This window comes from Pseudonocardia sp. CA-142604 (assembly GCF_050948475.1).
In the GTDB taxonomy this organism is placed as follows: domain Bacteria; phylum Actinomycetota; class Actinomycetes; order Mycobacteriales; family Pseudonocardiaceae; genus Pseudonocardia; species Pseudonocardia alaniniphila.
Genome location: NZ_CP192045.1, coordinates 7,255,741 through 7,280,231 on the forward strand (window position 1 = coordinate 7,255,741; position 24,491 = coordinate 7,280,231).

The window sequence follows — 24,491 nt, forward strand, 5'->3', positions numbered from 1 at the left end:
TGGACTCTCCCTACTCGGTCCGGACGGACCCCGGTCAGGACGCGGCGACGAGCTGCCACTCCTGCGCCGGGGCGAGCTGGTTCTGACATGTCGACGCCTGCACCGGCTGTCCGTTGCCCATATCGGTCATGCAGGCTCCGGTCTGCGAGTTGACGATGGTCACGACGTCGTTGCTGCCTGCGGGACGCAGGATCCACACCTGGTTCTTCAACAGCTGTTGCCCACCGCTGAGGTCCTGCAGGCTGAGCTGCGAGTTGTTGTTGCTGTTGGGCTGCTGGAGAACGAAGTTGTCCGCCGCCACCGGGAGGATCGCCGTCGAGCCGTCCTGAAGGCGGACCAGGCTCCACGTCTGCAGGCGACGCAGCTGTTGCAGTTGCTGCTGCTGGTTCTGGTTGTTCTGGTTCTGGTTGTTCTGGCCCTGGTTCTGCTGGTTCTGGTTCTGCTGGTTCACGTTCTGCTGCTGCGGGTTCAGGGGGCTCGACACGGCCAGTGGCGGGCCGCCACGCTCATTGCCGAGCACCGTCAGCGCCAGCTCGGAGTGGGCGATCAGCACGTTGGTTCCCTGACCCAGACCGGTGCCTGATCCGCGCTGCTGTCGCTGCTGCTGTCCTTGTTGTTGCTGCTGTTGTTGCTGCTGCTGTTGTTGGGGCGGGGGCTGCTGCTGGAAGGTGGCCTGAACGCCGCCGCCCGGCAGCTGAGGTACCGACACGGATGGCAGCTGCAGGGACGGGAGGTTCAACGCCGGGAACAAGCGGGACTGCAGGTTCGTGAACGGCAGATACAACAGGCCTGCGAGGAGGCCTGCCAGCAGGAGCAGCGGGATGAGGAACAACAGCCATTTGGGCACCAGCCCCTGCTGGATGTACGTCCCCCGCAGCAGCGCCGGTTTCGCCCCGGTCGCCACCGCCGTCTCGGGCGGCGTCACGGTCACCGCGAACGGGTAGCGCTGCGGTTTCCCGGTGAGCCGTCGCCGACGGGGACGGATCCTCAGCACCGGCGTCCCGACAACCCCGGCCGGCACCTGCGTGGACGGCTCCCGCCCGTCGAAGACGAGCTTGCCCTCATCGTCCTTGCCGACCAGCCGGATCTCGAGCGGCGCATTGCCCCGGTTGTTGACGGTGAAGCGCAGCAGCGCGGAGAGGCGTCCGCGCACCGTCACGGGGTTCATCTCGGCACGCAGTTCCCCGAAGGGCGTGACGGTGATGGTGCCTTCGGCGACGTCGGACAGCTCGGGATGCTCACGGGGCACGACCCGCACACCGAAAGGAGTCGGGCCGGCGAGGGCCTCCGGCGTTCGGGGCACCTTGATGGTGATGGTCACGCTGCCCTCGTCGGCCGGGAAGAGCCGCAGCTTGTCCGGGGAGATCTGACTCCAGCGGCTCAACGACCCGACCAGGCTGAGCTGGTACTCCTCCACGGTGTCGCCGCCATTGCGCACCCGAAGCGTGAACGTCGCCGCGGCTGCTCCTGGAGCGACAGTGCCGGTTGTCGGCTCCAGAGAGGTCCATACACTCACTGAACAAGTCTAGGAAGCACCCTGGGCCATATCTTGGGTCAAAAGGGCAGCGGTCAGGGCAGACTCTCCGCCCGAACGGACATGTACTCGTGGGAAGCCATCGGTCAGACTGGATGCCCGTTCCCCGAGTCGAGCGGACCTTCACTGCCGTGAGCAGGCAGCCCAGGATTCGAATAAAAGTCTGTTCGGTCAGCCCATCTCCGGTACGAGGGAATCTCCTGCATGCCTACTTACCTGTCGCCCGGCGTCTACGTCGAGGAGGTTCCCAGCGGCTCACGCCCCATTCAGGGTGTGGGCACGTCGGTGGCCGCCTTTGTCGGTTTTGCCCCCACTGGCCCGCTCAACACGCCGGTACTGATTCCGAACTGGTCGTCATACGTCGCCCAGTTCGGTGAGTTCGCGGAGGGCTGCTACCTCGCCCACGCCGTGTACGGGTACCTCAACAACGGCGGCTCGATTTGTTATGTCGTCCGAGTCGGCAGTGGACCCGACGACGGTGAGAACGGGAGCGAGCCCCGGTCGCGCAGCGCGGCCGCTGTGCCTGCCGCCGAGCCCGCCGCGCTCGGTCCGTTCCGGATCTCCGCGCTGCCCCGCAACGGCGGAGGCCAGCTCACTGCAGAGGTCACCGACAGCGCCGGGGACGTCCCCGAGGACCGCTTCACGCTGACCATCAAGGATGGCGACAACACGCTCGAGACGTTCGATGTCTCGGCGCGCAAGGGGAACCGCAACTACGTCGTCAACCAGGTGCGGCAGAACTCGAAGCTGGTCACCGTGGAGGAGGCGATCCCGGCCGGACAGCTGAGCCGGCCCTCCAACCAGACGGTCACCATCAGCTCCCCGTCGGCAGTCGTCTCCACCCGGGGTGGCGACGCTGACGCTCCAGTCAAGTTCAACTCCGGCCACTTCATGGGCGACACGGACGACCGCACCGGGCTCGGCGGGCTCGAGGAGATCGACGAGATCACCATGGTGGCCGTGCCCGACGCGATGGCGGCCTACGAGCGCGGTGCCCTGGACATGGACGGGCTGAAGGCCATCCAGCTCGCCATGATCTCGCACTGCGAGCAGATGGGCGATCGGATGGCCATCCTCGACCCGCCTCCGGCGATGAAGGCCAAGGACATCCTCGACTGGCGCCAGGTGACCGCGGCCTACGACTCCGCGCACTCCGCGCTCTACTACCCCTGGATCAGGGTGTTCGACCCGGCCACCGGACAGCCGAGGCTGGTCCCGCCGAGCGGTCACATGGCGGGTGTGTGGGCACGCACCGACGCCCAGCGCGGCGTCCACAAGGCTCCGGCCAACGAGGTGGTGCGCGGCGCCATCGACCTCGGCACGCAGATCACCCGTGGTGAGCAGGGCCTGCTCAACCCGGTCGGCATCAACTGCATCCGGGTCTTCCCCGGCCGCGGTGTCCGCGTCTGGGGCGCCCGCACGCTCTCCTCGGACCCGGCCTGGCGCTACCTCAACGTGCGCCGCTACTTCAACTACCTCGAGGAGTCGATCCTCGACGGCACCCAGTGGGTCGTCTTCGAGCCGAACGACCGATCGCTGTGGGCGCGGATCCGGCGCAACGTCACGGCGTTCCTGCTCCAGGAGTGGCGAAGCGGAGCGCTGTTCGGCAACCAGCCGCAGAACGCGTTCTACGTCAAGTGTGACGAGGAGACCAACCCCGTCGAGTCGGTCGACCAGGGCCGAGTGGTGTGCGAGATCGGAGTCGCGCCGGTGAAGCCCGCCGAATTCGTGGTCTTCCGGCTCTCCCAGTACTCCGAGGGCGGCGGCGAGCTCACCGAGTGACAGCAGCCCGACCACCCCTCGCTCACCCAGTTCTCACAGGTAGATCTCCAAGGAGCCGCTCATGACTCTCCAGCCGGGCGACGCGTATGTTGCTCATCAGTTCACCGTCGACATCGACGGCATCCAGGAGCCGATCAACAAGATCGGGGAGATGAAGTACTCGCTGGGCGTCGTCGAGTACCAGCAGGTCGACCAGCAGGGGAAGCCGCTCCGCAAGAAGATGCCCGGCGCTCCGGACGGCGGCACGGTCACGGTCACCCGTGGTCTCGATGACAATGCCAGCCAGTTCTCGCAGTGGGTCGACGACGCAATGGCCGGCAACATGGACACGGCCCGCAAGAACGTGTCCCTCGTGGTGAACGACTACACGGGACAGGAAAAGATGCGGTTCAACCTGACGAACGCCTGGGTCAGCAGCGTGACGACCACGGGCGGCGAAGCCGGCAGCACGTCACCGTTCACCCAGGACATCGAGATCAACTGGGAAACAATGAACATCCAGAACAGCTGATATGCGTCGAGGCGGCCAGCGAATCCGTTCTGCTCCTTCCACGCTGGAGCCCGCACCCCTGGTACCGGAGCCGGAGCCTCTCGATGCACCGCCGCAGCGAGAGGCCCTGCGCACCGAGTTCGAGTTCGAGCTGCCCCGGGGCTACATCGACGAGTCGGGCACCCTGCATCGTCGAGGAAAGATGCGGTTGGCCACGGCCCGTGACGAACTTCTGCCGTTGCGGGACATAAGGGTCAAGGAGAACCCGGCGTACCTCTCGGTGGTGCTTCTCGGGCGGGTGATCACCGAACTGGGCACACTCGGGCCCGCGAACGACCAGATCGTCGAGAAGATGTTCGCCGCCGATCTGGCATTCCTGCAGGACTTCTACCGGCAGGTCAACGCGGAAGGCCACACGCGCGCATCTGTGGTCTGTCCGCACTGTGAACAGCCCTTCGATGTGGAGCTCGGTGGGAGCCGCCTGGGGGAATCGTGACGTACGCAACTCCTCGTATTCATGAGGAGATTGCGTACCTGGCCTTTTACTTTCACTGGCGCTTGGAGGACGTCTTGGATCTCGAGCACCACGACCGCCGTCGGTACGTGGCCGAGGCGAGCGCCCTCGTGCGCCGGATCGAGGAAAGCCAGTAATCGATGGACCTATTTTCACGCTTCCGCCGGCCGCGGCCGGCCTCGGCGCGGCCGGCGACGCCGGCCGCGCCACCGGCCGCTCCGCCGTCCGAATGGAAGAACGTCGGGCCCATACAACGGGTCGTGGCCGCTCCCCAGCGCGTCAGCGACACCGGTGTGAGGGGTCCCGCGACCTTCGCGGATCCGCGGATGACCAGCGGCGACCTTGGTCACAACGTGAGTGCGGACGCGCCGAGCGGGGTGATGCACGGCTTGCTCTTCACGCGGATCGGGCAGCCGCAACCGCTCGACCTGGACATGCCGCCGCTGCCGGTCGAATCCCGGGCGGCCGAGCCGGCACCGGAGCCCGAGCACCCTGTGGTGCGGGTGCAACGAACGACGAAACCCGGTCGGATGACCTCGGCCGCTCCGCAGGCCCCTGTCCGGCGGTTGGCGGCGGTTACGCCCCCTCCCCGACCTGCACATTCGGACCCGACAGCGGCCTCGCCCGAGGCGGCGGCCACCCCGCCACCACGTCCGGTCGGTGATCCTGCGAACTCGCCGCCGGATCGGCCGAGCCGCTCGACGTCGAGCACTTCCTCCCCGCCGCACGCGTCGGTCGATGGACAGGCTCCGGTCCTGCAACGACGAGCTACTCCGGGCGTTCTCTCCTCCGAGCCCGCACCGGATGTGTCCTCGACACCGGCGGCTGTCACCCCCACCGCTTCGCAGCCGTCCCACAGCGGCGACACGACTGTCCAGCGCACATCCACCCCGCCCGGACGGCGACCCGTCGGGTTCGGCGCGCCGCTCACCAACACGACCGGGACTCCACGAGGGGAATCAACACCGACCCCTGCCCCGCCCGCATCGCGGAGCGAGAACCATCCGGACAGCCAGCCGCTCCGGACGGTCCGTCGCCGGTCACGGATCGGGCCGCCCATCTCGCCGACCGCAACGAGCGGCCCGCCCGCCACGACCGACACCCACGTGCAGCGCACTGCCACCGGAGCCTCGGCTCCGACACCTCCGACGCAAACGTTCCGCTCCCCAGCCGGCGCGTCACAGGTGCCCGCCGTACCCGTCACACCACCGGACGCCGACTCCCCGGCACCGGCGTCCACCGAACTAGGCCGCGGGCCGCGCACAACGTCCAGTGACGGGGGAAGCCAGACGTCCCCCGCCACAGCACCGGGTTCGTCCACGGTGCAGCGCGCGCCCGCAGCACAACCGGTCCATGAGGCGTCCACGGCAACGGCGAAGGAGTCGCAGACGCCGGCCTCGGCAGCCAGTGCCACCTCGTCCGCTGCGTCCGCGCCCACGTCGAGCTCAGGTGAGCCCGTCGCGGTGCAGCGCCGACCCCTCACGTCCGCGGCACCTCCGCTGACGGCCAGCACCCCGGCATCCCCGACGCCGGGGACGGCCGACACGACCGCGCAACGCGAGGCCGCCACGCCCATCGCGCCTCCGGCACCGTCCGAGGCCCGGATGGCGGCGCCCGGCCGGCCGCTCACCTCCCCCGCGGGTCAGACCACGCCGAACCCGGGGTCGACGTCCACACCCACGTCGCGCTCACGCCGGACCCCGACACCCCCGACATCCCCGACCGCGCCGTCGACCTCCCCATCCGGCACCACGCCGTCGGCCCCTCCCCCACCCGTCATCTCCCGATCGGTCGCCTCCCCGTCGGCCACCGCTCGGTCGGGCACATCCGCGAGCTCTTCGTCGGCCGCCTCCCCATCGGCCACGTCCACATCGAGCACGTCCGGGCCTGCCGGCTCTCGACCGGCTACGTCCACTTCGGGCGGATCCGGATCCGGTGCCTCCCCCTCGGCCACATCCGGTGGCACCCCCTCGGCCACATCCGGTGGCACCCCCTCGGCCGGCTCCCGACCGGCCGCATCCAGCACATCCGGAACCGCCTCCTCCCCCACGGCCACATCCGCCGGCTCCCGATCGGCCACATCCACTTCGCGCACATCCGGATCCGGTGCCTCCCCCACGGCCACATCCGGTGGCTCCTCCTCGGCCGCCTCCCGATCGGCCACATCCGCATCCAGCACATCCGGAAGCGGTGCCTCCCCCACGGCCACATCCGCCGGCACCCCCTCAGCCGGCGCACGGTCAGCCGCATCTACATCCAGCACATCCGGAACCGGCGCATCGGCCACATCCGCAAGCTCCTCGACGGCTGCCTCCCCGTCGGGCGCGGCGACCTCGTCACGCTCGGGCGACCCCGCAGCGGTACAGCGGCGACCGCTCACCTCCGCGGCACCACCCCTGACCACCACCATGCCGCCGGCTTCCCCCGCGGCCGGCAGCACGACCGAGGGCCGACCGACCTCCCCGTCGGCGACCTCGACCTCGACGCCCGGGTCCGCGGCGCCGTCACCCGTGTCCTTGCCGAGCACCACCGTGCAACGCGCGGCCGGGGCTCCCACGACATCACCCGCGAGCCGTTCGGCAAGGCCGGGCGACTCGTCACGGCCCGCCCCCGACCAGGCCGCGCCCAGCACGACCGGCCCCTCCCCGACCAGCTCCCCCACGTCGACCAGCGCACAGCGGGCGACCACACCCCCGGCGGCCACGTCGCCGTCGACCGCGCCCCGGTCGGGGTCGCCTCCGGCCGCGTCGACGTCGTCCACCACGTCGAGCACGTCGAGCACGTCGAGCACGTCGAACTCGCCGTCCACATCGACTTCGTCGAGTACTTCGACTTCAAGTACGTCGGCCACGGGTACGTCAACCACGAGCGGGTCGTCTTCGTCCGGTCAGTCGGCCACGTCCGGTCAGGTGTCCACGTCCGGCCCCTCGACGACGTCGACCTCAGCGGCCGCATCGCGTTCCGGCGAACCGACAGCGGTGCAGCGCCGACCCCTGACCTCGGGGGCACCACCCCTGACCTCCACGACCCCACCGGCTACCGCGCCGTCGTCCACGACCGGGACCATCGCCGAGGGACATCGGCCCACCACATCGGCAGGCACCCCTACGACGACCTCGACCCCGGTGACCGGGAGCACCACCGTGCAACGGACGGCCGCCGGTGCCACGACCCCGGCCACGCCAGGGCCGGGGCGCTCGGCGGCAGCCGATCGCTCGCCGCAGCAGCCGCGCACCTCCCCTGCCGGTCCAGCCACGCCGGGCACGACGCCGAGCAGCAACTCGGCAACGTCGCGCTCGGCGAGCTCGTCGACCCCGCCGAGCACGTCCGGCGGGCGGGCCACGTCCGGCGGTTCGTCCACCGGCAGCACGCCGAGCGCATCCGGCGAATCGACGAGGGCCAGCACGTCGACCTCCTCCGGCGGATCGACCACATCGACCACCAGCACGTCGTCCACATCGCCGTCGGCCACATCGCCGTCGGGCGGACCCGCCGCGGTGCAGCGCCGACCCCTCACGTCCGCGGCACCACCCCTGACCGCCACCACCCCGGCGGCCACTACGCCTGCACCCACCGATCCGACGGCCACCAATCCGGCGGCAACCAACCCGGCAGCAACGAATCGGGCGGCAACCAACCCGGCGGCAACAACGTCGTCGACCCTTACCCCGCCGGCCATCTCCCGGCTGGGCAACCCGGCCGCCGGGACCGGCAGCACCACGGAGAGCCCACGGACCGCACCGTCGTCCCCCTCGACCTCCGCAACCGCGTCGCCGGGGTCGGGGACGGGGACGGGGACGGGAACGGGAACCACGGTGCAACGCGCATCCGCCACACCTGCGCGGGCCACGACACCACCGTCGACCGGTTCGGCAATACCGGGCGCGCGCCCCTCCACAGCAGGCCCGGCCGCGACGGGTGCCGCGGATGCCTCCGCTCCATCCAGCACCGCACCCTCGTCGTCGACCGGCGCGGCGACGACGGGTACCAGGCCGATCGCCTCCGCGACGCCGCTCACGCCGCAGTCCTCCGGGGCAAACCGCGAGGCGCCACAGCCCGGAGCCTCGGCGTCCGCTCCGGGTGCTCCGCTCGCGTCGTCATCCGGCGCGAACGTGCAACGCCTGGCCGACTCGGACACGTCGGGCCTCCCGGTCGCCGCTCCCGGCAGAACGGTCAGGCAATCACCCGTCGCAACAGCCGGTGCCGACGCAGGAACCGTAGGAACCGCCACGTCGGGCACCGCGGCTCCGCTGTCCGCAGCACCCGGCACGGGCGGCGGCGCCGTGCGTCGCAGTACATCGGGTGCCACGACCGCGTCGCCCGCCACACCGGGCGCCTCCACCGTGCAACGCAGCACAGCGACGACCCCGACGTCGTCGTCGAGTACGCCGGCTGGCACCGCCGTCCAACGCAGCACGAGCACGGCCGTGACACGCCCTCTCCGATCCGCATCACCGGGCAGCGGCGCGACCGGCCCCTCGTCGGCCCGGTCCGACGGCGTGGGACACGCCTCGAGCGCTGTCACGCCGTTGACCTCGGCGAGCGGAGCGTCGATGTCGCGCCTCGGGGCGACGGCGACGGGATTGTCAGCGTCGACCGCGGTTCAACGGGCGATGGAGAACTCGACCACCTCCGAGCTGCCCGACGGCCTGTCGCCGGCTTCCCCACCGTCCCGGACGGACCTGGCGCCGCTGCGTGGCATCTCGGTGCTGGGCCTGGCCGAATCCTCGATGAGCGGAGCTCAGGACCCGGCGCCGAGGCCGACGCCGGGAACCGTGGCATCGCCCGCACCACCGGCCTCGCCGCCGGCGGTGCAGCTCCGGCGCCGCACCGGCACGTCGACCCCCACCGGGTCCAGCAGTACCGGTTCCACTCCCGCCGTAGGGACAGCAGCCACGCCGTCGGGCACCGGCGCGGACACGCCGTTCACGGGGCCGGCGACAGGCGGACTCCCACTGTCGGGCCTGCGCAACCCGCCCGGGGTGCTGCCCGGTTCCACCGCTCCCCAGGGGAGCGCCGCCGGGCCCGGTGTTGCCGAGCCCGGCGGTGTGGCGCCGGCCGCCACGGTGCAGCGGTCCCCGGCGTCGGGAGCCTCGACCGCGGAATCCGCAGCGGTGGCCCTGACACCGCGGAGCTACCCGGCCCCACTGCCTGTTCCGGTCCCGAGCCGGAGACGAGATGAGCCCGCCACGGTGCAGCGGAGCGCCACCGCACGGCCCTCCACCCCGTCGACGAGCAGTTCGAACGCGGCCGTTCAGCGCCGGGCTCTGCCGGGCACAGCGCCACCGCCCCAGACCGAGCAGAAGCAACCGGGCGCGGCCCCGACGGGCCGTGCCCTGCCGTCCGCCGCCCCGAGTCGCCAGGAGCTGGACGAACTGGCTCGCCAGCTCATCGGCCCGCTCTCTCGTCTGCTGAAGGCAGAGCTGCGGATGGACCGTGAACGCAACGGCCGGTTGCGTGACCACTAGCACCAGGAGAAGGAACGGATGGCTTCACCTAAGGACCCCGGCTCGACAGTCTTCTACCGACTGTCGATCGACGGGCTGGACCTCGGGCTGTTCAACACCTGCGAGGGATTTTCCGTGCAGGCGCCGGCAGAGCAGCACGAAGAGGGCGGCAACAACTCCTTCACCTGGCATTTGGCGACGCGCCTCAACTACAGCAACATCCGGTTGTCCCGGCCGATCAACGAGGACTCGAACAAGGCCAACCAGTGGATGGAGGCCTCGGTGGCCGTCGGGTTCCTGCGACCGACCGCGGAGATCACCGCGCTACGCCCCGACGGATCCGAGGTCTGCTCGTGGGGCCTCAACCAGGTCACGCCCGTGAGCTGGGAGGGGCCGCACTTCGACTCGTCCAGTCCAGGAGTGGCGACAGAGACCCTGGAACTCGCCTACCACGGCTTCACGGGGCCGTTCTGACCCATGACCAGCGGCATTGGAAGCAAGCTCAAGAGCGCCGGGCAGAACATCGCGGGATCGGTGCCGGGCCTCGGCAGCTTCGCGGTCTCACACGCCTCACTGTCGATCTTCCGCCCGCCCGCATCGGCCGGTGGTGCGCTGGGCTCGAAGATCGCCGATGTCGACTTCGAGTACAACCCGGGCCAGGTCCAGATGTCCCGGTCCGCCTCGTGGAGCGCACAGACGGCGGTGACCTTCGACCGCGGCCCCACACCTGAGTTCCACGGCGCCCAGCCGGCCACGATGAACATCGAGGTCATCCTCGACGGAGGCACCTTCGGCGCGATCACCGGCGGTGACGTCGCGAAGAACGTCGACCTGCTGATGTCCTGCTGCGAGGTGGACCCGCAGAGTGTGAACAGCAAGCGTCCGTCACCGCCGTGGGTCAAGCTGTCCTGGGGATCGCTCAAGGCAGCCCAGTTCACGGCGATCATGACGAGCGTCAACGTGTCCTTCACGAGGTTCAGCCCCGACGGCACGCCCAACCGTGCGCGGTGTCAGCTGTCGCTCCAGGAGGTTCCTCAGCCGACCAAAGGCCAGAACCCGACATCCGGGGCGCTCAACGCAACCCGGGTTCATTCGGTGGTGGTCGGGGATTCACTGGCGTCGCTGGCCTGGAACGAGTACGGCGACCCCACGGTGTGGCGGGCGATCGCGCGGGCGAACAACATCGACGATCCCATGCGGCTGAAACCGGGACGGGAACTCCTGCTGCCCGCCGCCGAGGAGGTGGGCGAATGAGCCAGAAGATCTACACCAACATTCTTCAGGTGAAGCTGAACGGCGCGAAGATGCCGGATCAGCTGGCGCAGCTGATGACGTCCGGCTGGACGGACAGCAGCATGAACCTTCCCTCGGCGTTCGAGCTCACCTTCTCCGACCCGTACAGCGACGTGACCAAGAACTTCCCGCAACTGGCCATCGGGTCGACCGTCGAGATGTCGGTCATCGCGGACGGCACGCCCTCGAAGAAGCCGCTGATCACCGGTGACATCACCGCGATGGAGGTGGACGCGGACCGAGCCGGCCGGACGCTTCGGGTCCGCGGCTACGACGCGGCCCACCGGCTGCAGAGGAACCGCCGGGTCGAGAGCTACAAGAAGATGACGGCGTCGGCGATCGTCCAGAAGATCGCGAAGACCAACAACGTGAAGACCGGCAAGATCGACCCGACCAAGACCCAGTACGAGCAGGCGACCCAGCCCAACATCACCGACTGGGACTTCATGACCCGGTTGGCCATGGAGAACGACGTCTACGTGTACGTCGACCGCGAGGGCAAGCTCCAGTTCACCAAGCGGCTGGCGGCGTCCGGCGCGCCACCGGACACCACCTCGTCGGAGAAAAGCCCCTACGTGCTGGAGTTCGGGGCCAACGCGTTGCGCTGCCGCGTCGGGGTCACGTCGGCCGGCCAGGTGAATACGGCGGAGGTCCGCGGCTGGGACGAGAAGAACAAGACCGCGCTCACCAAGGTGTCGCCCGCAACGACGACCGACGGCGCGAAGATCGGGGTGACACCGGGGGAGGTCATCAAGAAGTTCGGGCAGGCCACGCTCACCGGAACCGACATCCCCTACACCACCCAGCCCGAGGTCACGACCGCGTCCAAGGGCCTCGCCGACGACGTCTCCAGTTCCTTCGCCGAGATGGAGGTGGCGGTCACCGGCACTCCGGACCTCGGCCCCGGCGTCCCCGTGGCGCTCAAAGGCGCGGGTGAACCCTTCGAGGGCCAGTACACCGTGACCGCGGCCCGGCACGTCTTCGAGACCGGGCAGCAGTACCTGACATGGGTGGAAGTGAGCGGCCGCCAGATCCGCAGCCTCTACGGGCTCGCCTCGGGAGCGGCGTCGACCACGCCGGTGATCCCCGGGCTGGCCAACGCGACTGTGACCAACACGCAGGACCCGGACAAGAAAGGACGGGTCAAGCTGAAGTTCCCCTGGCTGTCGGACAAGTACGAGAGCGATTGGTGCCGGGTGGCCCAGCTCGGTGGTGTGGGTGGCGGAGGTTTGATGACGCCCGCGGCCGACGACGAAGTGCTGGTCGGGTTCGACCGCGGCTCACTGGAGCACCCCTACGTGATCGCCGGCCTCTACAACGGCAAGGACGAGCCTACCAAGGATCCCGATCGGATGGATCCGGTGGACACGGTCGGCAAGGTGAACTGGCGCAGCATTGCCTCCCGCGAAAAACACATGATCGAGCTTCTCGACGCTCGCACCAGAGGCAAGATGGGGATCCGGATGCGCACCGGCGACGGCCTCCTCACGATGTACCTCGACCAGACGAAGACCACGATCACCGTGGACAGCAAGGGCGCGGTGGAGATCACCGGCGCGAGAAACGTGGACATCAAGGCCGGCGCGGAACTCAGTCTGTCCGCCGCCGGCGCCATGAACCTCGAAGCCGGCGGGGCGCTGAACATCAAGGCGGGCGGGGAGCTCGGGCTGCAGGTCGGCGGCGCCGCCACTGTCACGGCCGGCGGTCTGATCGCCCTGACAGCGGGGGCGGAGATCACCATGGAAACGACGGCCAACATCAACGAGATCGCCACCACGATCACCCTGGAGGGCGTCGTCCTGGCGAACGGGGTGCCGGTCATATGAGCGGTGAACACGCGACAGCGGCGGGGCCGGCATGACCAGCCAGGCATTCATCGGTGCGGGCTGGGCGTTTCCGATGCACACCAAGGCCTCCGGTGGGATCTCCCTCGCCACCGGCGAGCGCGAGATCGAGGAAGCGATCAGGCTGATCCTCTCCACCGCGCCGGGAGAGCGACCCATGCGGCCCGAGTTCGGCTGTGGTGTGCACGACCTGGCCTTCGACCCGATGAATCCGACCACCGCCGGTCGCGTGCGGTTCGAGGTCATGACCGCACTCGACCGCTGGGAGCCGCGCATCGAGGTGCTCGACGTCGTCGTCACCGCCGACGCGGAGGACACGGCGACGCTGCTCATCGAGATCCAGTACGAGATCCGCGGCACGAACAACCCTCGCAACCTGGTCTTCCCGTACTACGTCATACCTCCCAACGAGAGCGACCTTTAATGCCCCTGCCCGCGCCGAACCTCGACGACCGCCGTTTCCAGCAGTTCGTGGACGACGCCAAGCGCTACATTCAGCAGCGCTGCCCCGAATGGTCCGACCACAACGTGTCCGACCCCGGGGTGACCCTGATCGAGGCCGTCGCCTACATGGCAGACCAGCTCGTGTACCGCCTCAACCGCGTACCGGACAAGAACTACCTGGCCTTCCTCGACCTGCTGGGAATCACCCTCTTCGCGCCCGCAGCGGCGCGTGTCGGCGTGACGTTCTGGCTGTCGGCCCCGCAGCCGGACACCGTGGTGATCCCCTCGGGCACCGAGGTCAGCACGGACCGCTCCGACAACGACGCTGCGATCGGTTTCGTCACCGAGGAGGCGCTGCCCATCCCTCCGTGCGAGCTGCAGCGGGTGGTGCGCCAGGTCTCCGGCGGCGCTCCCGAAGACCGTACGCAGGAGGTGCTGGGCGAGCGTGACGTGAGCGCGTTCTCCGCCGAGCCCCGCCCCGGCGACATGCTGCTGTTCGGGCTGTCCGTCGCGGTCCCGAACTGCGCGGTGGTGCTCGAACTGGACAGCCGGGTCGACGGCGTCGGCGTCGACCCGCGCCAGCCTCCGCTGCGCTGGGAGGCGCTCACCTCGCGCGGCTGGCGGCCGTGTGAGGTGGCCGAGGACGAGACCGGCGGTCTGAACCGTTACGGCCGGGTCATCCTGCACGTCCCGGACGGCCACACCCGCTCCCGGCTGGGGCAGGACGAGGCCGGGTGGCTGCGCTGTCAGGTCACCGAACCGAAAGTCGGACAGCCGTTCTACTCGGTGTCGCCCACCGTGCGCTCCGCCATGGCGTTCACCATCGGCGGCACGACACCCGCGGTGCATGCCGAGGACGTCAACAACGAGATCCTCGGCGAGTCCGAGGGTGTACCGGGCCAGCGCATGCAGCTGGCGAACCCGCCTGTGGTGATCGGCGAACCGTCCTTGGTGCTGGACGTGTCCGCCGACGAGGGGTGGCAGCGCTGGGAGGTGGTCGACAACTTCGCCTCCTCGAACTCACGCTCGCCCCACGTGCGCCTCGACGCGACCACCGGCGAGATCATGTTCGGCCCGGCGGTCCGTGAGCCCGACGGCAGCATGCGCCAGTACGGGGCGGTGCCGCCGAAGGGCGCGGTCGTGCGCGCCACCCGTTACCGGTCCGGTGGTGGGCGGGACGGCAACGTCTCGCGCGGCACCGTCCGGGTCCTCAGCAGCTCCATCCCCTCGATCGCCCGCGTGGAGAACCGCGAGGGCGCCCGCGGCGGGCTCGACGGCGAGACGATCGACGAGGCCAAGGTCCGCGCACCGATCACCCTGCGTGCGCAGGACCGGGCGGTGACGCCCCGGGACTACGAGGAGCTCACGCAACGGGCCGCACCGGAAGTCGCCCGGATCGCCTGTCCCACCGTGCGCGAGCCGGGCAACGAGAACGCGGTGCGGGTGCTGGTGGTCCCCCAGGCCGTGCCGGACGTGGGCGGGCGGCTCCGCTTCGAGCAGCTCGTCCCCGGCGACGAGCTGCTGGCACGCATCACCCGCTATCTCGAGGATCGGCGTCCGCTCGGTGTGCGGCTGTCCGTGGGACCGCCCTTCTACCAGGGCGTATCCGTGCAGGCGACGATGCACTCCTACCGCGGTGTCTCCTCGCAGATGGTGCGGTCCGGCGCGCTGGACGCCTTGTACGAGTACCTGGATCCGCTGACCGGTGGCCCCCAGGGGAACGGCTGGCCCTTCGGGCGTCCGCTCGCGGCCGGTGAGCTCTTCGCGGCACTGCAACGGGTGCCGGGAGTGGAGCTCGTGGACGAGGTGCTGCTGTTCCCGTCCGACCCCCTGACGGGACGGCGGGCCGACCAGACCGACAGGATCGATCTCGCGCCCGTGGCGCTGCTCTTCCCGTACGACCTCCGGGTGCGGGTGATCGGGGACCGATGAGAGCGAACGTCAACGACCCTCGCAGCCCGAACCCGCTGGCGGACCAGCTCCCCGCGGTCTACCAGGAGGACTCGTTCGGGCTGCGCTTCGCGAGCGGCTTCGACGTGGTGCTCGGGCCGCTGATGATCGTGCTGGACTGCCTCGATGCCTACTTCTCCCCCTGGCTGGCGCCGGAGGACTTCCTCGACTGGCTGGGCCAGTGGATCGGCGCGGAGCTCGACGGAGACGAGCCGTTGGAGATCCGCCGGGAGGCCATCGCCAGTGCCGTGACCATGCACCGCAGGCGCGGCACCGCGTTCGGTCTCGCCACGGCGGTGCGGCTGGCGATCGGGGTGACCCCGGAGATCATCGAGAGCGGCGGATCGGCATGGTCGGCCCGCCCACTCGGCCCGTTCCCCGGCAGCCGAGAACCCGACCTACGGGTCATCGTCCGGGTACCGGACCCGAGCACCATCAACCGCGTCCGGCTGGATGCCGTGGTCGCGGCGGCCAGCCCCGCACACATGCCGTATGCCATCGACGTGATCGGCACCGGCGGAAATGACGTGTTGCCTGTATGAGCGACGAGAACAACCCCGCGCCCCGCTGCCCGAACTGTGGGAACGAGGGGCCCAGGAGCGGGAAATCGTTCTGTGAGGTGTGCGGCGACTTCGTCGACTGGGACGAGGTCAGCCGTGCCGAGCGCGCGGCCCGCCAGCCCAAGCCCAAGCCCGCGCCCGAGCCGCCTGCGCCTTCACCGGCACCGGCTCCGGCACCGGCTCCGGCACCCGCACCGGCCGCGGCATCAGCGCCGCCGCCGGTGCCGACCACGGCATCGTTCGACGACACGCCCGCCGACTCGGAGTCGAAGAAGTCGGACCTGCGGCGACGTGCGCGCCGGCTCCTCGTCCCGCTCTCGGGCCGGGAGGAGGACGAGGTGGTGCCGGTGCTGCCGGGGCGCCCTGAACCGCCTCGGCCCGAAGTGCGGCCCGTCGTGGCCAACGAGGAAAGCGGCATCGTCTGCTGGAACTGCGGTGTCGGCAACCGCGCCGACCGCAAGTTCTGCCGCAACTGCGGCGTCGACCTCAGCGCGGGCCCGCCTCCCGCGGCCCCCAGGAAACGCTCCTTCTGGCAGCGCATCCGGCTGTGGTTCGCCAGGCTCAGCCGGGCACAGCTGATCGGGCTCGCTGCGCTCCTCGCGCTCGCGATCCTCGCCTACCCGGCTTTCCTGCTGGCCCAGCGCCTGCTCAACTCCGAAACCCTGCTCCCGCCCGCGACGGTGGCTGCATCGGCCGCGGACACGAGCCATCCCCCGACCTCGGCCTTCGACGGAAACCAGAACAGCTGGTGGGGAACCGGCCAGAACGGCGACTCCGCGGGCCAGTACCTGCAGGCGAACTACAACCGGAGCATCAACCTGCGGGCGGTTCGCATCACTCCGGGCGTCTCCCCGCGCCCCCAGGACCGCTACAACGAGTACCGACCCGAACAGATCGACATGACGGTCCGGGACGCCCAGGGGAAGAGCACGCTGTTCCGCCTGCACCTGCAGGACGACGTCGTCCAGCAGATCTCGACACCGGTGGACAACGTCCGCCAGATCACCCTCACCCTGCGCAGCGCCTACCGGTCGCCGGGCCCTGACAACAAACAGGTGGCCATCGCCGAGATCGAGTTCCTCGGAACGCAGAGCAACGGCTGACCGCCGGGCGGGTCAGCCCTTCTCGCCGCTGCCGACACTGGCGTCCAGCCACTGGCGCAGGGCCGGCAACGGGAGGGCCCCCGCCTGGCGGGCCACCACCTCGCCGTCACGCACGACCATCAGCGTCGGCACCGCCTGCACCCGGAACCGCTGCGCCAGCGCAGGCGCCGCGTCGACATCGACCTTGACCAGCTTGACGCTCCCGGCGCGCTCGGTGGCCAACTGCTCCAGCGCCGGACTCACCATCCGGCAGGGTCCGCACCAGGTGGCCCACATGTCGACCAACACGGGTACTGCGGCGCGCTCGACGACCTCACTGAAGTCGTCGTCACCGGCAGCGGTGATCCACGGCAGCGAATTGTGGCAGTTGCCGCAGTGGGGCAGGCCACTTGCGGCGGACGGCACACGGTTGGTCTTCCCGCAGTGCGGGCATTTGACCGTGGCGGTGGACGGGCTCATGCGACCTCCCGAATGTGGCGACACCCCACTGTGCCCGCAGCCGGGCACTGCGCGCACAACAGGTCACCCGCCATTCGGACAAACAGGGGTGGAACGACCGGCGTCGTCGCCGTGCCGGCGGGTCAGACACGGTCCTTCGGCGGGAGCGGCGGCGGCAGGAAGTACGCCTTGATCGTTCGCGCGTTCCACGGCGCCGAGGTCGGAGCGTTCGATCGGGTCTCGTACCACACGATCCGGCTTCGCTCGTTCACGACCTCGTTCACGACCCGGTACTGGCGGGCCTCGGCCTGCCCCGGGCGTCTGACCTGCACGATGCACGCGGCGCCCTCGGGGCCCCGGGCCAGGTCGTTCTGGATCCCGACGAGCGCGTCCGCCGCCTTGGGATACCTCGGAGTCGGGCCGTCCCACTCCAGTTCGGCCTCCTCCGGAAGCTGGGTCTTCGCAACTTCCTTGGTGTCCGTGGTCGGCACGGAAATCGTGAACGGCACGACGCCGGAGTGCGTGATCGATGTCTTTCCGAGCGGGCCCGGATAGAAGGTGAAGTTGAACTTGACGTGCCCGCTCAGATGGGTCTGCGACTGCGTCACCTTCGCGTTGGTGATGAGCCGGCCGCCCGTCTGCGCCTCCGTGCCGACGCGCGTGCGGTGGGAACTGCCGCCTGCGAACCGCACGCCACCGAGGCCCAGGCTCGCACCGATCTGGCCGATGAACTGGCTGAGCTTGGACACCCGCTCCCGCTCACGGAACCGGCTGGTGTTCTCCCCCACCCACGCGACGTCGGCTTTCGGCTCCACGCGCTCGAAGCCCTGCGCAACCACCTCGGCAGTGGCCTCGATCCGTGCGGGCCGCAGGCGAACCGAGAACTGGTGGCTCGTCAGCGGCCTGCCGATGGTCATGCCGGCCAGGCCGGCCCTCAGCTTCTCCAGACCGAAATCCTTGTGGACCATCGGGCCATGGGTCTTCCACGCCGACCCGTAGATCTGCGGCCCCACGGCGTCGAGCAGATCGTAGAGAGAGTGGACGTCGGGCAGATCGCGAACGATGTGATCCGGCCTGAGCCCCTTCTCCACGTCAGGCAGCCGAAGAGCAGGAGGTTCGACTGCCTCGCCCTCCTGGCCGTTCTCGACCTTGAGCGCGTCCTTCGTCTCGATCAGCACGGTGAACGGCACCCGCGCGAGGCCCATCCGAGATCCGGTGATGCGCACGCGATCCTGCAGCATCATGTCCTTCGCCGCCGCGAGCTCCGCCAGTTGCGTCCGGGCCTGCCCGACGTCAGCTCGGTTGGCTCCGGGAGTGCGACGGAGGCGTTCGTGCGCCTTCTCCGCGCTCTGAATCGACTTGTCGATGTTCTTCGGCGCGAACTGTTCTCCGGTGTAGGCCCCGGGGTCCTGCCTCATCCCGATGCGACGACGGATGTTCTCGCTCTGCTCCATCAACAGTCCGCGCAGCTCCTCCTGTCCATCGCTCGAGAGTCTGCCGCGCGACTGCTCCTTCGTCAGGTCGGCGATCCGCTGATCCCGCCGCTTGGACTGGGCGGAGAACTCCGGATTTATCGTGCTCGTCAGGCTGCGCGGCCGATCGAACCGGAAATGAAGGAGGGCAACGCCTTTGAAGATGCTGCCCGGCGCCTTCGACTTCGTCCCGACGCCTCTCTGACGCGAGGTGAAATAGTCGGCCGTCAGATCCTTGCCACGCTCGTACGTGGTGGTGAAGCCCGGCGTGATGGACGCCTCCAGCGCTGACGGGGACGAGTTACCGGTCATCCCGCCGATCGCCTGGTAGGCGATGCGTGTCTCGGCACTGGGGCGTCCGTCGGCGGTGCCGCCGAGTACGAGGCCGCTGGTGGCTCCGCTGTTGAACTCGGCGGGGTCGCGCGTGTTCTCGACGTGCGACATCTCGCCCTCGACGCTGGCCGTGACGGTCACGCGGCCGTGCTTCCCCAGTTCGATGCGCAAGCCCTGCCCTGCCATCATCGATTTCAGCCTCGGCTTGAGCGTGATGGGGTTGAGCCCGTCGACCAGAAGGGGCCGTACGGTGGCCCAGTTCTCGGGCGAGCCGAAGATCTCGCTCCCCTCGTGCGCCAACTGCTCCACGATCAGGGCCGCTGACGGCTCCGCTCGCCGAACGGGCGACAGCCTCGACGCCACCGCCCCTGCCTTCTGGGGGAAGAGTTCGAGCACGACATCGGTCGAGCCGAGCCTGCGTGAACTGGTGATCCGGGCAGGCTCGCGGTAGACCGACTCATCCCTGCCCGCCGGCTTCTTCGCAGGCTCCGGATCCTTCTTTGCCGGCGCCTCCGTATCGTTCTTTGCAGGCGCGTCCTTCTTCTTCTCGGGCACCACAGGCTTCGACGTATCACGCGCCGGGAATGCGAACTGGCCCGGCATCGAGGCTGGGATGGTCGTGACCCGACCGCCCAGGTTCATTTCGATCAGAAACCGGATTTCACCTTTGAAGAGCTCGGCCTCCTCGACCAGCTTGGTTCGTGTCACGAGGCCGCCGGCAGAGTCGACGCTACCTTCGGAGAAGATGTCGACGGTTGCGCCGCCGGCACCGGTGGACGTCACGTGCCCGGCCCCCGCAGACGCCGCAAGCTGAGTTCGGCCGGTGAGGCGCGTTCGGCTCCCGCTCGACGTTCCGGCGCTGGCCGTCGAATCCGATCCGACCTCGAACTCGAACTTCTTGACGGTCTGCACGTGCTCGGTCATGTTCGCCCGTGCCTCGACGATGCTGACAACCGCCGCAACATCGGTGCCGTCGGCGGTCTTCGTGGACACCGAAGTGCCCACCCGCTGTCCATGGGTGAGCGCCGGGACGAGCGGCTGGATTGCGGCCCGGTCGAACACCGGGAGCACCTTCGCCTCGAACGTGTGCCAGTTGACACCGAGGTCTTTCTGGAGTTCCGCCTTCAGCGCGTTGACCACGGCCAGGTCGTTGTCGAGCCGGACGATCACGTCCGACGCCCCGATCTGGCCGTTCTTCGTGACCCGCGCGGGAGGACCGACAGCGAGGGATGCGCGCGCCGGGGCGGGGGCTGCGGCGCCGTTGTTCTGGGCGGCATCTCCGTCGGCCTGCTTCTGCTCTGCCGTGCGGTCGTCATCCGCTGACCCCGGGGCGAGCGACTCCTTGGTGTAGGACTTCGGCAGGGCGACGACGAACCGGACCGGGGCCTTCATGATGCGGCCAGGCGTCTGCCCGCTCTCGGTGACCCGAACGTCCACAGTGGCCTCACCGATGAACACGACCATCGGCTTCTCGAACTTGCCGTTCGCGGTGTTCGCAACGGCCACCGCCTGGCGCATTCCGTTGCGCTGCCGCTGCCGCGCGCCGACGAGGAAAGAGGGCGAAAAGGTCGTCTCCGCTGGGAGCGGTACCCGAGGGCCGCCCTGAATCTGTCCCCCGCCTCCGTAGTAGGAGCCCTTTTGGGCGCTCGAACTCGTGGAGACGTCGTTGAGCACGTTGAGCTCGGCCTTGGAACTCAGCACCCGCACGAACGACAGATCTTCGAGTTTCGCCGTACCCCACACCCATGCGGGGTCGTGCGCGGCGCGGATCAGCGGGGGGCTCTGCAGAGGCACCTTCCGGGTCATCGCCGGGATCGACGCCGCCAGCCGCTCGCGGCTGAAGGTTCCGAGGACGACCGGCTCGAGGTCCGCCCAGGAAGCGCCGAAGTACCCCTTCCCCCAGTCGGCGACCTCGTCGGCGACAAGGTTGTGTTCGCCCTTCTCTCCGGCGAGGACGTCGAGAATGACGACGTCGGCCGGCAGTCCTGTCCCGCCACCACCCTGCTCGGCGCCGCCCACCAAGCCGTCTTCCGCTGCTCTGATCTTCGTGTTCGGCGCGAACACCGGCGCAGCCATGCTGTACTTTCGCGGTCCCCCGCCCGCGCTCCACGCTCGCGGAGCCTCGGCACCCTTGGATTCCAGCTCCGCGGCATCGATGATGGCCCGAAAACTGATCATGGCGGTTGCCTGGGAGCCGACGCCGGAGTGGCGGAACGTCAGCATCGCCCTGCCGTCGAAGACCGCACCGGGGACCTTCATCTTGAGCGCGGTGCCGGTACGGGCGGATGCCTGGTCGCCTTCCCGATTCTCGCGGCCGTACTCGCCGATGGGAGTGACGGTGAGACTCCCGGTGACCGCGGTTTGTCCCAGCGGAGAAATTCCGATGGGAACGGTCATCTCCCCCCGCGTGTTGTGGCCCTCGAAGGCGGCTCGACCCCGGCTGCTGTCGGATCCGACGTTGAACTCCGTCTCCTTGGTGGGGCGCCGATATGACATCCAGTTGGCCTCGGCGCCGATCCAGACGCTTCCGAGGTTCTTCGAGAGAGGAACCTCGATGCCCTTCCCCACCATCATCGCCTTCAGATCCCGTTGCAGGGACGACATGGTGAGGTGCGCCAGGATGTCCTTTCGGACGGTGGGCCAGTCGGGGAGTCCGGAGCCCCAGGCTTCCAGCGACGTCCGATCGTCTTTCGTGCCGAGCAGCGCCGACACGCCGGAGGCGCTCGGCTTCAGGGTCTTGTCGAGCGCGCGCACATCCGTGACGACATCCATGCCGCCCAGGGCACGCGTTTCCTGCACCCGAGCGGGCGGCCAGAAGCCGGCCGCAGCCGCTTCCCCTGCCGGTGGCCGAGCCACCGTCGCACCGATGGGTGCCGACCCGGTCTCCGGAACCTGACGTCGTGGTCCCACCCCCAGCCGACGCGGCCCCTTGACGTCGGAGAAGTCGAACTGCATCTGAATCTCGGTATAGAAGAGCTGCGCCTTGTCTTCTTTGGTCTTGGTGCGGGCAAAGCTCCGGCCACTACTCGAGACGGTCTCACCGGTGACGTTGTCCCGCAGCACTCTCACACCGAGGCCGACACTCACGCCCTTCGGTGAAACGGTGCCGACGACCTGCCCCTCACGCCGGTCCCGATTCTCCGACAGGCCGACACTCGAGGCGAACCTGTCGCCACCGGCCTCGAACTCGACCGTGGCGGTGCCCGGCGTCTTCGCTTGTTGCACGACCCGGGCCGACACCTTGATCTGCCCCGTCCAGCCGCCGACGTCCAGCGGCACCGACAGGACGTCGCCACGGGTCATCGATGACAGCATCGGCTGCAGGGCAGCAGCGCTCAGGGTGGCGGCCCACCTCTGCTTGGCGATCTGCAGATCACGCGGGCTCACAACGTTCTTCAGGGCGTTCGACAGAAAGTCGATGACGACGTTGTCGTCGAAGGCCACGCCCGCGTCGCTCTTACTCGGGTCGCGGGGCTTGCCGATCTTGAGAATCTGATCGTCGCCGCCCAGCATGAGCCGATCCGCGACGGTCCTCGCGTCTTTCTCCGGCACGGGGGGAGGTTGTGGAACGTCCTTCTCCGGCACGGCGGGAGGCTGGAGAAAGTCCTTCTCCGGCACGGCGGGGGGCTGGAGAAAGTCCTTCTCCGGCACGGCGGGGGGCTGAGGATCTTCGCTGAGGACTTCCTCGATCTCGGGGGTAGCCAGGCTCGCAGGACCGGGGCGACCAGGACGCGGCCGTGGCCCGACCGGCAGACCAGGCCGCGTGCGAACAGGACGCGGCTCCGCCGGTCCCGGCGGTACCTCTACTTCCCCCGGCCCCCCACCGGCACGATCCGGCCGCGGGCCGGCCGGCAGACCCGGCCGCGCACGGACAGGCCGCAACCACTCCAGTGGCGAGACCCCACCGACACGACCCGGACGCGGTCGGGGCCCGACCGGCACGCCCGGGCGCGTACGAACCGGCCGCAGCCACTCCAGCGGCGAGACCTCGGCTCTCTCGGGAACCTCGGACTGCGGCCGAGTCGGCGCGCCTGCGACGGGTTCGTCCTCCCGCTCGTCCGCGGCACCCGAGCCGGAACCGACCGGGAAGAACGTGGCGGGCGGCCCCCATCCGATCGGCTGGTCGGCAATATCCGCCTCCTCCGGGACCACATCGGTCCCACTCGGCCGGGAACCGGCCGGTACGGCGGAGCGACCCCCGCGCCTCCCGAGGATCTGGTCGCTGATGTCTGCCTCAGGACGCGGACGCCAGCCCAGTCGCCTACGCCGCTCCGCGACGTCGGCCGGCGTCGGCGCGCGCTGCACCACCACGTCGGCGCCTGCCGGGCCCGCCTCGGCCGGGGGCTCACCGCCGGGAGCGCGCTGAATCGAGGACGTCGAGGACGTCGAGGACGTCACAGCCGTCAGGGCCACAGCGGTGGCCTCGGCCTCCCGCTCGAGCCGGTCACCCGGATCACTCACCCGCAACCCGTCACCGTTGTCGGTGCCGGCCACCGGCCCCTGCCGCTGCTGAACGACGTGGGTGAGCTCGTGCGCCAGGGTGTGGCGGTCGAGCGGGCCACCGAAGACCACGTCGTTCCCGGAGGTGTACGCACGCGCACCGATCGCAGCGGCCGAACTACTCGCGGCACCGCCGGTGTGCACCCGGACCTCCGAGAGATCCGCACCGAGCGGCCCCTCGAACTCCCGGCGCTCCTCGGCATCGAGCGGCCGACCCGGCGAGGCCAGCACATCGTGCACAGCGGAACGTTGCACAGGAGCAGGTACGTCCTGCCCACCCGCGACGGCCGACGGGTCGGAGCCCATACCGGCGAGTGCACGGGTGACGGCGGCATTCCCGGCCAGACTCTGCAGCGTCAGAACCGACCCCGGAGCCCCTCCGACGTCCCGGGGGCCTTCCACCCGCTGCACCGGCGATTCACCATGACGTGCCGCGGTGGTGCTATTGCGCCCGGTGCGGCCTGTTCGCACTGATGTTCCCCTCGCTCACGGTGGCGCAGCGACTGCGTAATGGCATGATCTTTGTTGGAGCCGGCAGCGAGGCAGGAACGCAAAGATGTACGGGTTGAAAAATCCGCATGGCCGCATGCCGATCGCGCATGCTGGAGAAGGATTTGAACAGCCTTTCACCAGCTCTCCCCGATAAATGGGGATGATCTGGACATCGCGGCTGCTGAAAGCGGCGTGCGCGAGTGCCGCGACTACTCGTAGTCGTCGCACCCTTGGGCAAGCCCCATGGAAAAGAAAACTCTCGCTACCCTCGATACACCGCCTCGTACGCTCCGCT

17 protein-coding genes are annotated in these 24,491 nt (G+C 69.3%); 12 read left to right on the forward strand and 5 right to left on the reverse strand.

What is annotated here, in order from left to right; all coding sequences use genetic code 11:
- Nucleotides 1–34: 34 nt before the first annotated feature.
- Nucleotides 35–1,516 carry a hypothetical protein gene (locus ACQPZQ_RS32955; RefSeq protein ID WP_433287322.1) on the reverse strand — a complete coding sequence of 494 codons (1,482 nt, stop codon included), beginning with the start codon at nt 1,514–1,516 and terminating at the stop codon, nt 35–37.
- 222 nt (nt 1,517–1,738) lie between these two features.
- Between ACQPZQ_RS32955 and ACQPZQ_RS32960 the strand changes: the two genes are divergently transcribed.
- From ACQPZQ_RS32960 to ACQPZQ_RS32975, 4 genes are all read left to right on the forward strand, one after another.
- Nucleotides 1,739–3,316 carry a phage tail sheath family protein gene (locus ACQPZQ_RS32960; RefSeq protein WP_433287324.1) on the forward strand — a complete coding sequence of 526 codons (1,578 nt, stop codon included), beginning with the start codon at nt 1,739–1,741 and terminating at the stop codon, nt 3,314–3,316.
- A gap of 61 nt (nt 3,317–3,377) precedes the next feature.
- Nucleotides 3,378–3,827 carry a phage tail protein gene (locus ACQPZQ_RS32965; protein WP_241036087.1) on the forward strand — a complete coding sequence of 150 codons (450 nt, stop codon included), beginning with the start codon at nt 3,378–3,380 and terminating at the stop codon, nt 3,825–3,827.
- A gap of 1 nt (nt 3,828) precedes the next feature.
- Nucleotides 3,829–4,302, forward strand: a complete 474-nt coding sequence (locus ACQPZQ_RS32970; protein WP_433287326.1) for a hypothetical protein — start codon at nt 3,829–3,831, stop codon at nt 4,300–4,302.
- Nucleotides 4,299–4,457 carry a DUF6760 family protein gene (locus tag ACQPZQ_RS32975; RefSeq protein WP_338104185.1) on the forward strand — a complete coding sequence of 53 codons (159 nt, stop codon included), beginning with the start codon at nt 4,299–4,301 and terminating at the stop codon, nt 4,455–4,457. The genes ACQPZQ_RS32970 and ACQPZQ_RS32975 overlap by 4 nt, the downstream gene beginning before the upstream one ends.
- Before the next feature lie 1,505 nt (nt 4,458–5,962).
- Here ACQPZQ_RS32975 and ACQPZQ_RS32980 read toward each other — a convergent pair.
- Entirely contained in the window at nt 5,963–7,186 is a 1,224-nt protein-coding gene (locus ACQPZQ_RS32980) for a hypothetical protein (protein ID WP_433287328.1), read from the reverse strand.
- Nucleotides 7,187–7,225: 39 nt separating this feature from the next.
- A complete protein-coding gene (locus ACQPZQ_RS32985) occupies nt 7,226–8,845 on the reverse strand; it encodes a hypothetical protein (protein ID WP_433287330.1) in 1,620 nt (539 codons plus the stop codon).
- 88 nt (nt 8,846–8,933) lie between these two features.
- Between ACQPZQ_RS32985 and ACQPZQ_RS32990 the strand changes: the two genes are divergently transcribed.
- The 8 genes from ACQPZQ_RS32990 to ACQPZQ_RS33025 are packed head-to-tail and all read left to right on the forward strand — an operon-like array spanning nt 8,934 to nt 16,961.
- The gene (locus tag ACQPZQ_RS32990; protein ID WP_433287332.1) at nt 8,934–9,788 is read left to right on the forward strand and encodes a hypothetical protein; all 855 of its coding nucleotides are present in this window, start codon (nt 8,934–8,936) and stop codon (nt 9,786–9,788) included.
- Between the two features lie 18 nt (nt 9,789–9,806).
- Nucleotides 9,807–10,241, forward strand: a complete 435-nt coding sequence (locus tag ACQPZQ_RS32995; protein ID WP_433287334.1) for a phage tail protein — start codon at nt 9,807–9,809, stop codon at nt 10,239–10,241.
- Between the two features lie 3 nt (nt 10,242–10,244).
- Nucleotides 10,245–11,021 (forward strand): LysM peptidoglycan-binding domain-containing protein, encoded by a 777-nt coding sequence (locus ACQPZQ_RS33000; RefSeq protein ID WP_433287336.1) that lies wholly within the window; start codon nt 10,245–10,247, stop codon nt 11,019–11,021.
- Nucleotides 11,018–12,886: a VgrG-related protein gene (locus ACQPZQ_RS33005; RefSeq protein ID WP_433287338.1), complete on the forward strand. Its 1,869-nt coding sequence runs from the start codon at nt 11,018–11,020 to the stop codon at nt 12,884–12,886. Before ACQPZQ_RS33000 ends, ACQPZQ_RS33005 begins: the two co-directional genes overlap by 4 nt.
- Nucleotides 12,887–12,917: 31 nt before the next feature.
- On the forward strand, nt 12,918–13,328 hold the full coding sequence (locus ACQPZQ_RS33010; protein WP_433287340.1) for a GPW/gp25 family protein: 411 nt from the start codon (nt 12,918–12,920) through the stop codon (nt 13,326–13,328).
- The gene (locus ACQPZQ_RS33015) at nt 13,328–15,280 is read left to right on the forward strand and encodes a putative baseplate assembly protein (RefSeq protein WP_433287342.1); all 1,953 of its coding nucleotides are present in this window, start codon (nt 13,328–13,330) and stop codon (nt 15,278–15,280) included. Before ACQPZQ_RS33010 ends, ACQPZQ_RS33015 begins: the two co-directional genes overlap by 1 nt.
- A complete protein-coding gene (locus ACQPZQ_RS33020; protein ID WP_241036099.1) occupies nt 15,277–15,840 on the forward strand; it encodes a phage tail protein in 564 nt (187 codons plus the stop codon). Before ACQPZQ_RS33015 ends, ACQPZQ_RS33020 begins: the two co-directional genes overlap by 4 nt.
- On the forward strand, nt 15,837–16,961 hold the full coding sequence (locus ACQPZQ_RS33025) for an NADase-type glycan-binding domain-containing protein (RefSeq protein ID WP_433287344.1): 1,125 nt from the start codon (nt 15,837–15,839) through the stop codon (nt 16,959–16,961). Before ACQPZQ_RS33020 ends, ACQPZQ_RS33025 begins: the two co-directional genes overlap by 4 nt.
- A 12-nt stretch (nt 16,962–16,973) precedes the next feature.
- On the opposite strand, the gene trxA is transcribed toward ACQPZQ_RS33025, so the two are convergent.
- Nucleotides 16,974–17,420 carry a thioredoxin gene (gene trxA, locus ACQPZQ_RS33030; protein ID WP_433287346.1) on the reverse strand — a complete coding sequence of 149 codons (447 nt, stop codon included), beginning with the start codon at nt 17,418–17,420 and terminating at the stop codon, nt 16,974–16,976.
- A gap of 122 nt (nt 17,421–17,542) precedes the next feature.
- Nucleotides 17,543–24,106 (reverse strand): eCIS core domain-containing protein, encoded by a 6,564-nt coding sequence (locus ACQPZQ_RS33035; protein ID WP_433287348.1) that lies wholly within the window; start codon nt 24,104–24,106, stop codon nt 17,543–17,545.
- Between the last annotated feature and the right edge of the window lie 385 nt (nt 24,107–24,491).

Excerpts from the sequence above, each read along its gene's own strand:
- ACQPZQ_RS32990 (WP_433287332.1), top strand. The coding sequence starts at position 8,934 with ATGGAGAACTCGACCACCTCCGAGCTGCCCGACGGCCTGTCGCCGGCT.
- ACQPZQ_RS33015 (WP_433287342.1), top strand. The coding sequence starts at position 13,328 with ATGCCCCTGCCCGCGCCGAACCTCGACGACCGCCGTTTCCAGCAGTTC.
- ACQPZQ_RS32970 (WP_433287326.1), top strand. The coding sequence starts at position 3,829 with ATGCGTCGAGGCGGCCAGCGAATCCGTTCTGCTCCTTCCACGCTGGAG.
- ACQPZQ_RS32995 (WP_433287334.1), top strand. The coding sequence starts at position 9,807 with ATGGCTTCACCTAAGGACCCCGGCTCGACAGTCTTCTACCGACTGTCG.
- ACQPZQ_RS33005 (WP_433287338.1), top strand. The coding sequence starts at position 11,018 with ATGAGCCAGAAGATCTACACCAACATTCTTCAGGTGAAGCTGAACGGC.
- ACQPZQ_RS33025 (WP_433287344.1), top strand. The coding sequence starts at position 15,837 with ATGAGCGACGAGAACAACCCCGCGCCCCGCTGCCCGAACTGTGGGAAC.
- ACQPZQ_RS33020 (WP_241036099.1), top strand. The coding sequence starts at position 15,277 with ATGAGAGCGAACGTCAACGACCCTCGCAGCCCGAACCCGCTGGCGGAC.
- trxA (WP_433287346.1), bottom strand. The coding sequence starts at position 17,420 with ATGAGCCCGTCCACCGCCACGGTCAAATGCCCGCACTGCGGGAAGACC.
- ACQPZQ_RS32960 (WP_433287324.1), top strand. The coding sequence starts at position 1,739 with ATGCCTACTTACCTGTCGCCCGGCGTCTACGTCGAGGAGGTTCCCAGC.
- ACQPZQ_RS33010 (WP_433287340.1), top strand. The coding sequence starts at position 12,918 with ATGACCAGCCAGGCATTCATCGGTGCGGGCTGGGCGTTTCCGATGCAC.
- ACQPZQ_RS32965 (WP_241036087.1), top strand. The coding sequence starts at position 3,378 with ATGACTCTCCAGCCGGGCGACGCGTATGTTGCTCATCAGTTCACCGTC.
- ACQPZQ_RS33000 (WP_433287336.1), top strand. The coding sequence starts at position 10,245 with ATGACCAGCGGCATTGGAAGCAAGCTCAAGAGCGCCGGGCAGAACATC.